Source organism: Sinomonas humi, assembly GCF_000802235.1.
Lineage (GTDB): Bacteria > Actinomycetota > Actinomycetes > Actinomycetales > Micrococcaceae > Sinomonas > Sinomonas humi.
Genome location: NZ_JTDL01000120.1, coordinates 71,855 through 83,203 on the forward strand (window position 1 = coordinate 71,855; position 11,349 = coordinate 83,203).

Annotated in this window: 10 protein-coding genes; 5 read left to right on the top strand and 5 right to left on the bottom strand. The window is 68.0% G+C overall.

The features are described from left to right. Positions 1–150 precede the first annotated feature (150 nt). Positions 151–1,596, top strand: a complete 1,446-nt coding sequence (locus tag LK10_RS12140; protein WP_043123992.1) for an MFS transporter — start codon at positions 151–153, stop codon at positions 1,594–1,596. On the opposite strand, the gene LK10_RS12145 is transcribed toward LK10_RS12140, so the two are convergent. The 5 genes from LK10_RS12145 to LK10_RS12165 form a co-directional block, all read right to left on the bottom strand. Beyond that, positions 1,593–2,333, bottom strand: coding sequence for an IclR family transcriptional regulator (locus tag LK10_RS12145; protein WP_052207272.1), 741 nt, complete (start codon positions 2,331–2,333; stop codon positions 1,593–1,595). The two genes, LK10_RS12140 and LK10_RS12145, sit on opposite strands and share 4 nt — an antisense overlap. A gap of 109 nt (positions 2,334–2,442) precedes the next feature. Next, positions 2,443–3,699, bottom strand: a complete 1,257-nt coding sequence (locus LK10_RS12150) for a M24 family metallopeptidase (protein WP_043123994.1) — start codon at positions 3,697–3,699, stop codon at positions 2,443–2,445. Positions 3,700–3,757: 58 nt separating this feature from the next. Next, positions 3,758–5,101, bottom strand: coding sequence for an MFS transporter (locus tag LK10_RS12155; RefSeq protein WP_043123997.1), 1,344 nt, complete (start codon positions 5,099–5,101; stop codon positions 3,758–3,760). Positions 5,102–5,193: 92 nt separating this feature from the next. After that, positions 5,194–5,991: a creatininase gene (locus LK10_RS12160; RefSeq protein ID WP_043123998.1), complete on the bottom strand. Its 798-nt coding sequence runs from the start codon at positions 5,989–5,991 to the stop codon at positions 5,194–5,196. After that, positions 5,988–7,478 (bottom strand): purine-cytosine permease family protein, encoded by a 1,491-nt coding sequence (locus tag LK10_RS12165; RefSeq protein ID WP_081998489.1) that lies wholly within the window; start codon positions 7,476–7,478, stop codon positions 5,988–5,990. The genes LK10_RS12160 and LK10_RS12165 overlap by 4 nt, the downstream gene beginning before the upstream one ends. A gap of 143 nt (positions 7,479–7,621) precedes the next feature. On the opposite strand from LK10_RS12165, the gene LK10_RS12170 reads away from it, so the two are divergent. The 4 genes from LK10_RS12170 to LK10_RS22635 form a co-directional block, all read left to right on the top strand. After that, positions 7,622–9,157, top strand: coding sequence for a PucR family transcriptional regulator (locus LK10_RS12170; protein WP_043124000.1), 1,536 nt, complete (start codon positions 7,622–7,624; stop codon positions 9,155–9,157). Positions 9,158–9,174: 17 nt separating this feature from the next. Next, entirely contained in the window at positions 9,175–9,633 is a 459-nt protein-coding gene (locus tag LK10_RS20905) for a DUF2087 domain-containing protein (protein WP_052207273.1), read from the top strand. Between the two features lie 61 nt (positions 9,634–9,694). Continuing rightward, the gene (locus LK10_RS12180; RefSeq protein ID WP_052207274.1) at positions 9,695–10,627 is read left to right on the top strand and encodes a helix-turn-helix transcriptional regulator; all 933 of its coding nucleotides are present in this window, start codon (positions 9,695–9,697) and stop codon (positions 10,625–10,627) included. Positions 10,628–11,152: 525 nt separating this feature from the next. After that, positions 11,153–11,349: hypothetical protein (locus LK10_RS22635; RefSeq protein WP_231567750.1), on the top strand; the 197-nt coding region annotated here is incomplete at its 3' end.

Consider the following 11,349-nt stretch of genomic DNA (forward strand, 5'->3'; position numbering starts at 1 on the left):
ACCCCCTGCTCTTCCTAGGACTCACAGACCTACCCTGCACGGGAGATTGAACTACAAAACGGGACTAATCGGGCGCCGCTCGTAGTTCACCGTTTAGGACACGTTGGCCATTCGCGCCACTCACCCCTTTCACAGAAGAGAACGAAACACATGACGAAGACGCACGCCGAAGGAGTGGGCTTCCGCTCTGAGCGTGGCCCCATCCTCATCGCGCTGATGCTCACGACCGCCTTGGTCGCGATTGATTCGACGATCGTTGCTACTGCGGTGCCGTCCATCGTGCACGACGTGGGCGGATTTTCGTCCTTCCCCTGGCTCTTCTCCGGCTACCTGTTAGCGCAGGCGGTCTCGGTGCCGGTCTACGCGAAGCTTTCCGACATGGTCGGGCGCAAGCCGATCGTCCTCGCCGGCATCGGCCTCTTCATGCTCGGCTCGATTCTCTGTGGCGTCGCGGTCAGCATGCCGGCCCTCATCGCGTTCCGCGTCCTGCAGGGCCTCGGGGCTGGCGCCGTCCAGCCCATGGCGATTACGATCGCGGGCGACATCTACTCGCTCGCCGAGCGCGCGAAGGTCCAGGGCTATCTCGCGAGCGTGTGGGCCATCTCCTCGGTCGTCGGCCCGACGCTGGGCGGCGTCTTCTCCTCGCTCGGCATCTGGCGCGGCATCTTCCTCATCAACGTCCCCCTGTGCGTGCTCGCGGGGTGGATGCTCATCCGGACCTTCCACGAGAAGATCGAGCGCGCCCGGCATCACATCGACTACGTAGGCTCCGCGCTCCTCACGGGGGCGATGACGCTCATCATCCTCGGAGCCCTCGAGGGCGGTCAGGCTTGGGGCTGGAACTCGCCAGTGGGCATCGGCGTCTTCGTGGTCGGCGTGGTCCTGCTCGTGGCCTTCGTCTTCGTGGAGCGGCGCGCTAGCGAGCCGGTCCTTCCCCTCTGGGTCGTCTCGCGCAGGCTACTGCTCACCACGACGCTCATCTCCTTCGGCGTCGGCGCAATCATCCTCGGCCTCACGTCCTACGTTCCGACGTTCCTCGAGGGAGCCCTCTCGGTCTCGCCCGTGCTCGCGGGCCTCGCACTCGCCGCGTTGACGATCGGATGGCCCATCAGCGCGTCCCAGTCCGGGAAGCTCTACCTGCGCATCGGGTTCCGCAACACGGCCCTCATCGGGATCGTGATCTCGGTGGTGGGCGCGAGCGTCCTCGCCATCACGGCTCAGACCCCGAACGTCGTGCTCGTCGCGGTGAGCTGCTTCGTCGTCGGCCTCGGGCTGGGGCTCGTGGCCACGCCAACCCTCATCGCCGCCCAGTCGAGCGTCGAGTGGAACGAACGCGGAGTGGTGACGGGCACCAACATGTTCGCCCGCTCGATCGGGAGCTCTCTCGGCGTCGCGGTGTTCGGCGCCGTCGCAAACGCGATCTACGCGCGGACGGCGAATGGCAGCACGAACCCCCACACGATCATCTCGGCCTCGGACACCGTGTTCTTCGCGGTCCTGATCGGAACCCTGCTCACGGTCGTCGCCGTCGTCGGCATGCCTCGGGTGGGGCGCGAGGTCGCGGCGCCAGCGGAGCAGGCCGCGGCCACCTCCTAGGAGGCGCGCGGCGAGCCGCCGAGCCTCCGCGTCACATCCGCGGCGGTCTCGGCGCAGGCCTTTCCGAGGTCCGTGACCTGCTCGGGGGAGATGCGGAAGCGCGGGGCCGAAATGAGCACTGCGGCGACGATTTCGCCCCGGTGGTCGTACACGGGCGCGGCGACCCCGACTTCCTCTGACGATGTCTCGCCATAGTTGACGGCGTATCCCCGCTCCGACACTTCGGCGAGCCGGGCGAGGTAGGCCTCGAGCTCCTCATCGGTACCCCCGAGCGCCTCACGCACGCGCTCGGCCGTCTCGGCCGCGAGGAAGACCTGGACGGAGGCGGAGAGAGTGGTCGCGTAGCGCGTGCCGAGGGTCGTGGTGTGCTTGACCTGATGGCGGCTCGGAATTTGTTCCACGGACACCGCCTCGCTCCCGTTCCACAGAAGGAGCGCGCTCGTCTCGCCCGTGCGCTCGGCGAGTTCGCGCAGCGCGGGGTAGGCCACGCGGCGCTCGTCGAGGTCGGCGAGGAGAGGGCCGGCGATTCCGATGATGCCGAGCCCCAGCCGGAAACGGCGAGTCGGCTCGTCGCGCTCGACGAGCCCCTCCGATTCGAGAATCGCGAGGATCCGCGACACGGAGCTCTTGTGCAGGCCGATCCTGGCGGCGATGTCCGTGACGCCGAGCAGCGGTTCGTCGACGCTGAAGCAGCGCAGCACGGCCACGGCGTTCGAGATGGGGGAGGGGCCAGTCATGAATTCCACCTTAGGGGCGGGGTCCGTCAAAAGGGACGACGGCGGCGCGGCACCACGGGTGTCGTGGCGCCGCGGCGTCGGGGCGGGCAAGGAGCCTGTCAGCGTCCTGTCAGGCCTCGATGATGTTGTTCTCGGGCCCGAAGCCGAACTTGGTGATGTTCTCGGCCCCGTCCTCGCCCACCACGAGGATGTCGTGCTCACGGTAGCCGCCGGCCCCCGGCTGGCCCTCCGCAACGGTGATCATGGGCTCCATGGAGACGACCATGCCCGGCTCGAGCACGGTCTCGATGTCCTCGCGCAGCTCAAGGCCCGCCTCGCGGCCGTAGTAGTGCGAGAGGACGCCGAACGAGTGGCCGTAGCCGAAAGTGCGGTTGGGGAGCAGGCCGTGGCCGATGTAGATCTCGTTGAGCTCGGCCGCAATGTCCTTGCACACCGAACCGGGCTTGATGAGCTCGAGGCCGCGGCGGTGCACCTCGACGTTGATCTCCCACAGTTCGAGCGAGCGGGCGTCCGGCTGGCCCAGGAACATCGTGCGCTCAAGGGCGGTGTAGTAGCCGGAGGTCATCGGGAAGCAGTTGAGCGAGAGGATGTCGCCCTTCTGCAGCTTGCGCGTGGTGGCCCAGTTGTGCGCGCCGTCGGTGTTGATGCCGGACTGGAACCACACCCACGTGTCGCGGATCTCGGAGTGGGGGAACGTGCGCGCGATCTCGTGGACCATCGTCTCGGTGCCGATGAGCGCGACCTCGTACTCGGAGATGCCCTCGCGGATCGCGGCCTTGATGGCCTCACCGCCGAGGTCGCCGATGCGGGCGCCGTGCTTGATGACCTCGATCTCCTCGGCCGACTTGATCATGCGCTGCCGCATCGCGGCCTGCGAGACGTCCACGAGAGCCGCGCCCGGGAAGGCCGCGGCGATGCGCTCGCGCTGGAGCTGGGCGACGGTGTCGTCCTCGATCCCGAGCCGCTTCGCCGTGATGCCGCGCTGACGCAACGCCTCCTGAAGCCCGAAGTAGAAGTTGTCGCGCCGCCAGTCCGTGTAAACGATGTTCTCGCCGTAGCTCCGGCGCCATGGCATGCCCGCGTCGATGTTCGCCGTCACCGTGACCTGGTCGTCTGGCGTGACGACGAGAGCGTACGAGCGGCCGAAGTACGTGAAGAGGAAATCGGAGTAGTACTTGATGCTCTGGTAGGAGGTGAGGACGACGGCGTCCAGCTCCTTCTCGGCCATGATCTCCCGCAGCCCGGCGAGGCGGCGCTCGAACTCGGCATCCGAGAACGTGAGCGGCTGCTTGGTTCCGTTGTGCAGGACCTTGAGGCGCTCAAGCTCGGAAACCGAGGTCACGGCGGAAGTCGTGTCGATGGACATGGTTCTCCTTAACTAAGGGGTTGTTGTGATGGTTCAGAGGAAGTAACGGGGCCCTCGGCTACTGCGCGAGGGGCTTCCTGAACGTCTCCTTCGCGCACAGCACGGCGATGAGCGAGACGAGCGCGGCGGCCACGAGGTACCACGCGGGAGCGAGCTTCGTGTGCATGACTCCAATGAGGAGCGTGGCGACGAACGGCGCGGTGCCGCCGAAGAGGGCATTTGCGACGTTGAAGCTCACCGCGAAGCCCGAGTAGCGGATCCGCGTGGGGAACAGTTCGGCGAGGAAGCTCGGCAGCGTCCCGTCGTTGAGCGTGAGCATGCCGCCCAGGAAGATCTCGACGAGCAGGATCACCCCGAAGTTGCCGGCATCGAGGAGCATGAACGCGGGGACCGTGAGCACGGCGAACAGCACGGACGCCGTGATGAGCACCCGCTTCCGGCCGAAGCGGTCCGACGCGAGGCCGGTCAGGAAGATGAAGCCGATGTACGTCACGAGCGCGATCGTCGTCGCCACGAAGGACTCCGTGGCGCCGAACCCGAGCTCGGTCGAGAGGTACGTGGGCATGTACGAGAGGATCACGTAGAAGCCGACGGCGTTGAGCAGTACAGCGCCGACCGCGAGCACGAGCGCGCGCCAGTGCCGCGTGAACATGTCCTTGACCGGGGCGTGATCGACCTTGTCCTCATGCGCGAGTTCGCGGAACACCGGGGTGTCCTCGAGCTTCGTCCGGATGTACCGCCCGATGAGGCCCATCGGCGCGGCGAGGAGGAACGGGAGCCGCCAACCCCAGTCGGCCATCTGCTGAGCGTCCAGGACGACGGAGAGCACCGCTGCGAGGAGCGAGCCCAGCAGGAGGCCGGCTGCCGTCGAAGCGGGGACGACGGCGGCGTACATCCCGCGGCGATGGGCCGGGGCGTACTCGACGAGGAACGCCGAGGCTCCCGCGTACTCCCCGGCCGCCGAGAAGCCCTGGATGACGCGGATGACGAGCAGGATGATCGGCGCCCCGACGCCGATGAGGCTGTACGAGGGGATGAGCGCGATGCAGAACGTTGCACCGCTCATGATCAGGATCGAGATCGACAGGGCCGTGCGGCGGCCGAGCCGGTCGCCGATGTGGCCCCACACGAAGCCGCCGAGGGGCCGGACGAAGAATGAGATGGCGAAGACCGCGAACGTTGCGAGCAGCGCCGTCTGCTTGTCCGAGTCGGGGAAGAACGCCGACGCGATCGTCGAGGCGAGGTAGCCGTAGACGGCGTAGTCGAACCACTCGACGAAGTTGCCGATGAAGCTGCCCCAGAGAACACGGCGGCGGGCGTCTTTGCCGAGGCCGGAAGAGGGGGAGAACTGGCTGTTGGAAGAGATATCGGGTGCTGCCAGAGGAGAGTCATCAGTGCTCATGGGAACCACCAGGGGGATCTGGGTTGCTGTAAATGCAACGCTGTTGCATCAGGATACGAGTGCCCCAGATCACGGTCAAGGGCTAAACTCGCTCATTGCAACATCGTTGCGCTCATTCTGTTCGCGAAGGCGGACTCGACCGCTTCGGCGAGCGCCGTCGTCGTCCGTTCGAGCAGGAGGCGACCCGCTTGGGCGGAGGCTCGCGCCGCCGAGGAGAGGCAGCCCGAGGCGGGCGTGAGCTCGGGGCGGACTGGCAGCAGATCGTAGGGCGGCAGCTCCGCGGGCGGGAGGTCCATGACGCGGCCGAGGTCCACGAGCTCCGGGTGGAGGTGCAGCATGAGCGACGTCTCGAGGACCCCGCCGTGCTCCACTTCCCACCCGGGGAAGCTCCCCGCGTACACCTCGTCTAGAGTCGCCGCGTCCACGAAGTCCCAGTAGGAGACGAGCATGGCCTCGAGGTCATTGCCCTGGGCCGCGAGCTCCCTCGTCGCGAGCTCGACCCCCTCGTACAGGAACTGGTAATTCTCGAAGTGGCCGTTGAGGAAGACGACACGTTCGGCTCCATGCCGCGCAAACTCGTGGGTGAGGGTGCGGGCGATGGCGATCATCGTCGTCGCGTCGAGGCTCGTCGTGCCTCCGAGGTGGTTGCCGCCGCCCGAGCGCTGCTGCGACTTGTAGCCGTAGACGATCGGCGCGGCCACGAGCGCGCCAACCGCCTCCGCGAGCCGGCCGCTTACTGCCCGGGCGAGCAGGACATCCGTTGTGAGCGGAAGGTGCGGGCCGTGCTGTTCGACCGATCCGACGGGGACGATCACGAGCCGACTCCCCGTCGCGAGGCGCTCGCGGTAGGTGAAGGCGTCGAGGTCTTCCATGAAGACGCTGGCGGTCATGATGCCTCCTGAAGGGTGGATGCGGCCATGAGAGGGGCGTCATGCGCGATGCGGGACCGGAATCGCGCATACCCGAGGGCGAAATAGACCCCTGCCGAGGTCACGGTGCCCGCAAGCCACGAGAGGTCGACGCCGCCCATGGCCGTGGCGATCGGACCCTGGAAGATCGGAAGCGTTCCGTACATGAACATCCACGTCATGACGAGGCCTGCCCCGAAAGCGATGAGTGCCGACGCGTTGACCGCCTTGAGGCGAGTGTCCCGCGGGCTCACGAACAGGTAGCTGTAGTCGGTGTGCCTGCGTTCGAAGATGAAGTAGTGCACGGCCATGATCCCGCCCCACGTCGCAACCCAGGCGACGATCGTCCCTAGCCAGTTGTCGAGCAGGGTCGCGAAATCCTGGGCGAAGAGGAAGAGGACGACGGCGGCCATCGACAGGCAGCCGACGAGGATCGAGAGCTTCTTGCGGGAGATCCGGATGTCGAGAGCCTGAGTCGCGACGCCGAACGTGTACAGGTTGATGATGTTCGTTGCGACCGGGCCGTGGATGACGAGCAGGATCACCGGGACGGCGAGGACGCCGAAGCTCTTGACCACGAGTTCGCCGGGATCGGCCGTGCCGTTCATCGTCGCGAGGCTCGCTCCGAGGAGGCCGAGCCACACGACAGGCAGGAACTGGCCGAGGACCGAGGTGAGGTAGAGCTTTGACTTGGGGATGCTCTTCGAGACGAATCGGGAGTAGTCCGGGGCGTAGGTGAACCACCCGATGCCCCATCCAATACCGATGACGGTCATGATGCCGGACATCGCGGCGAAGCGGGCATCGCCGGTGAGGATGTGGCCGGGCTGCCCCTGGTAGCCCCAGTCGATGTGGAGCTGGGTCCAGGCGATGACGGACATTGCGACCAGGACGAGGAGCGTGGGCGGCATCGTGATGCGCTCGAACTTTGCGATAGCCCCATAGCCGCGATAGCAGATCGCGACCTGGACGCTCATGATGATCGCCGCCACAATGACGCGCCAGACGAGGTTCTGCTGGTTCGGATCGACCCAGCCGAGCTGGCCGAAGAGCGCCATGACGAGGTCGAGGATGACCCACGTGTTGACGGCGGACCAACCGACGGCGACGATCGCCTGGATCGCGGCCGGGAGGTAGGCGCCGCGCCGGCCGAATGCCCCGCGGGCGAGGATCATGCCGGTCGCGCCGGTCTTCTGGCCGAGGAGGACGAAGAAGCCGAAGCCGAGCATGCCGATCACGTTGCCGATGACGAGGACCGTCATCGTGTCGGCGAGCCCGAGGCCGAGTTGGATGCCAAGGGCGCCCAGGATCCAGTTGATCGGGGCGACATTCGCGCCTGCCCAGATCCAGAACTGCCCCGACACCTTCGTCGTGCGGGCGGACTCGGGGATAGGCTGCAGGACGTCTTCGACGCTGTGCGTCGCGCTCTCAGAGCGCTGGTTTTCTAAGCTCTGGGGTTCGAGGCTCATGAAGGATGCCACTTTCTGGGGGAGTCAAGCGGGGGAGGGCCGGCCTGAGATCCAGCGTAGATGTGGTGGCGGACACACCCTAGACTCATTTCGTCACCCCTTGCTCCTCTTGTGGGTGACGGACCGTCACCCTCGGAGGCTCTGTGTCCATCCCCCTCGATGAAATCCTCACCGGCGAGGCATTGCGCTTCGGCGATCCCGCCGTCGTCGGCGGCGCCTCGACCGTCCCCCTGCGCCGCGTGCGCTGGGTGCACTCGAGCGAGGTCGTGCAGATCGCCCCGCTCCTGCGCGGCGGCGAGCTCCTCCTCACGGGAGGCCAGGCCTTCCTCGCGCTCCGGCCCGGCGCCCAGCTCGAGTACGTTCGCAGCCTCGCCGAGCGCAGCGTGGCCGGCGTCGCCGTCGAGACCCTCGGCGGTCGCCGCCTGCCCGACGAGGTGCTCGCGGCCGCCGACGAACTCGGCCTCCCGCTCATCGAGCTGCGCCGCGTGGTGCCATTCGTCGAGGTCGCCGAGGCCGTCAACCGCAGGATCGTCTCCCGCCAAGTCGAAGCGCTCCAGACTGCTGATGCCCTGTCCCAGCAGCTCACGGAGAAGATGGCCGTCTCCGGCTCGTCGCTCGGGCCGCTTCTCGCCCTCGCCGCCGAGGCGCTCGGTGCGGCAGTCGTCGTCGTCGACACTTCCGGCGCTGTGCTTGAGGCTGCGGGGCTTGAGGCAGCGGGACTCGAGACTGCCCGGGATCCCAGCGAGCAGGGCGAGAGCGTCGTCGCTAGCGTCCCGCTCGGCGTGGGCGGAGTGGACGTGGCGCGGCTCGAGTTCCGTGGCGGTGCACGCGTGGACGCCTCCCTGATCGAGACGGTCGCCCCGCGCGTCCGCGGCATCCTGGCCCTTGCGCTCGCGCAGCACCACCGCCCGAGCCTCGCGCGCATGGCCGACGACGCGCTCCTCCGCATGGTCCTCGCCGGCGGGGGCGGCGATCAGCTTCTCGAGCTGGCGGAGGCCACCGGGCTCGGGCTCGAGACCCCTGTGGCCGCCGCCATCTTCCGGTCGTCGTCGGGCGCGCCGCCGTCGGCCGCCGTCGACCGCGCGCTACGGGGCCTCCGTGCAAGGGCTCGCCTCCATGCGGACGGCGACACCGTCGTCGCGCTCCTCGCCTTCGCCCCGGGGCAACAGGCGGTCGAGCGGGGCGAACTCGTGATTGCGCTCCGCGACGCGCTTGCCCGCACCGGGACAGTTGGGGCGCTCGGCCCGACCATGCCGAACATTCGGGGTGCGTCGGCGTCGCTCGTCGAGGCCCGCACGACGCTCCGCCTCGGACGTGCCTCCAAGTGGGACTACGCGGTTTACGACAGTGCGGACTTCGTCGTCGAACGCTTCGCCGAGCGCGAGCTCTCCCGTCAGGCGGCCCAGGCCTTCGTGCAGGAGACCCTCGGCCCGCTGATCGAACTCGAGCAGAAGAGGGGAGGCGAGCTGGTCCGGACCCTCGACGTCTGGATCACCGCGGGCTGCAACACGGCCGACGCCGCGCGCACCCTCTTCCTTGAACGGCAGAGCCTGCACAAGCGGCTCGCGCGGATCTTCGACGCCCTCGGCGGCGACCCGCGCGGCACCGGGCGCCTCGGCGCGCTCGCGTTCGCGGTCAAGCTCGCGCGGGGGAACGCCCAGCTGCGCGACGGCGCCTGATGAGTCACAGTGGATCCATGCAGCCTCAGCTCATCCAGTTCCTAGCCGCGCTCGTGAACGGGCGCTCGCGGGCTCGCTTCGCCGAGATTGTCGGGGGAGGGGACGACGGCGTCGCGGCGGACGAGCGTCAGGACCGCCTTCTGAGCGGGGCGGGAGTGCTCAAGCAGCTTGTTGACGGGCGGGTGGCGGTCGACGACGCCGCCCTCCGCGCGCTGCTCGACGGCGCCCGCGCGGCGTTGCCGGAAAAGCCCGGGGGCAAGCTGGAGCAGCTCCCGCGCCAGCACCGGCTGCGACTCGAAGTGCTGCGTGGTCTCGGCACGGAGCTCTTGGGCGCGGACGAGGAAGTCTCGGAGCCCGAGTTCAATGCCAGGCTCGCGGAGCGGGTCGACGACGTTCCAGGGGTGCGACGCGCTCTTGTCGACGAGGGCGTCGTGGACCGCAAGCGCGACGGCAGCAGGTATTGGCGCGCTTCCTAGGAATGCGAGTCCTACCCTTGTGCGTGGAACGCCACGCCTCGGTGGGGCCAGAATGGAACCCATGGGTCAAAGCGCTGAGTTCGGTCGGTTCCTCAAAGCGATGCGGTCACGGCTCACGCCGGAGCAGGTCGGGATCGCTGTGACTGCGGGCGGACGGCGCGTGCCCGGGCTCCGCCGCGAGGAGATCGCGCTGCTGGCCGATGTGAGCACGGACTACTACACCCGCCTCGAGCAAGGGCGCAACATCCACCCCTCGCGCGCGGTCCTCGACTCGGTGGCCCGCGCCCTCCGTCTGGATGCGGCCGAACGCGCCCACATGATGGACCTCCTCGAGCATTGCGCCAACTCGCAGCGCTCCCCCTTGCCAGCCCAAGGAGTCCGCCCGGCGCTTCGCCAGCTCTTGGACGCCGTCGGCACTGTTCCCGCCCTCATTTTGGGGCGCCGAACCGACGTCCTCGGGGGAAACCGGCTCGCGTTCCTTCTGCTCGCTGATTTCCCGAGCATGCCAGTGCACGAACGCAACCTCACCCGCTGGATCATCCTGGACCCGCGCGCCCGCGAACTCTTCTCCGACTGGGCGGCGGTCGCGGCCGAGGCCGCCGGAACGCTCCGCGTCGATATCGGCCGGCATCCGAGCGACCCGCAAGCCAACCAGCTTGTCGGCGAGCTTGCCGTGCACAGCGAGCACTTCCGTCAATGGTGGGCCGGGCACCGCGTCGTGACCGAACACGCCGGCACCATCCGGATGCGGCACCCCGTAGTCGGCGAGCTGGAACTCAACTTCGAAGATCTCGCGCCGCGCGACGACCCCGACCAGACCCTGCGGCTGTTCACCGCGAAGCCGGGATCGCCGTCGGCCGATTCGCTCTCGATGCTCGGAAGCTACGGCGCGGAGGAATCGTTCAGTGAGCCTCCGTCGTCGACCACGGATCCGGCTCAAGCGACCATGCGAGGCGATGAAGGGCATTCGCGAGCCCACCGCGGGCTTTCCTGAGCCTCTCGCCTCGGTTGGCCCTGCCATCGTCGACGATCGGTGCATTCGGTAGCGCACTGCGGCTCTCTGGGTTGGCGATGCCGACGAGTGCGATGGCCATCAGGGCCGTCTGTTCCATGTTCCTCTTCTTGCTTCTCACTTGTTCCCGAGCGGGTCGCGGGGACGCTGTGCCTCTCTGGAGGCGGCCGCGGGTGCGGGCGCGACTGGCTGCACGCTCGGCATGGGTGGGGGGTGGGCAGCGAGTCGAGGGGGTACTCGTCGGGCGACGGTCTCTCGGTCCTGCCGCCCCGGTGCGGTACACACCTAAGGCTACTCGAAGTCGACTCTCAGCTCGCTCCGTCAGACGTGCCCTCTGCGTCCTAGGAGCGGGAGGCCTAGGTTGCACTCCTCGCCTGGCGAACCTGCCTTCGAGGGTTCTTCGTGCTCCGGGTTCGCCTCGGTCTTATTTTGTCGGAGGCCCTCCGTAGGCTCGGATCAGGGTTTCGGGGAGCGGGACTCTCGGGCCGATGAGGGGGTGACGGGCTGATGGACGAACCGCTGGATGCGGGCGGACCCGGCCTGTCGGAGGACCGGCCGGCGGCCTTGCCGGCGGACTTGCCGGACGGGTGCCCTGCGCCGTGGACGGAGGGCTGGGCCGAGGCGGGCGGCTGGGACGACGGCGCTGTCGGCTCGGGGGGTGTGGCTGGGGTGGGGGATGGGGGGCCTGGGGTTTCGCTTGTGGT

What these genes read in the sequence shown, in the direction of transcription:
- LK10_RS12140 (WP_043123992.1), top strand. Translation starts at nt 151, where the DNA reads ATGACGAAGACGCACGCCGAAGGAGTGGGCTTCCGCTCTGAGCGTGGC.
- LK10_RS12145 (WP_052207272.1), bottom strand. Translation starts at nt 2,333, where the DNA reads ATGACTGGCCCCTCCCCCATCTCGAACGCCGTGGCCGTGCTGCGCTGC.
- LK10_RS12150 (WP_043123994.1), bottom strand. Translation starts at nt 3,699, where the DNA reads ATGTCCATCGACACGACTTCCGCCGTGACCTCGGTTTCCGAGCTTGAG.
- LK10_RS12155 (WP_043123997.1), bottom strand. Translation starts at nt 5,101, where the DNA reads ATGAGCACTGATGACTCTCCTCTGGCAGCACCCGATATCTCTTCCAAC.
- LK10_RS12160 (WP_043123998.1), bottom strand. Translation starts at nt 5,991, where the DNA reads ATGACCGCCAGCGTCTTCATGGAAGACCTCGACGCCTTCACCTACCGC.
- LK10_RS12165 (WP_081998489.1), bottom strand. Translation starts at nt 7,478, where the DNA reads ATGAGCCTCGAACCCCAGAGCTTAGAAAACCAGCGCTCTGAGAGCGCG.
- LK10_RS20905 (WP_052207273.1), top strand. Translation starts at nt 9,175, where the DNA reads ATGCAGCCTCAGCTCATCCAGTTCCTAGCCGCGCTCGTGAACGGGCGC.
- LK10_RS12180 (WP_052207274.1), top strand. Translation starts at nt 9,695, where the DNA reads ATGGGTCAAAGCGCTGAGTTCGGTCGGTTCCTCAAAGCGATGCGGTCA.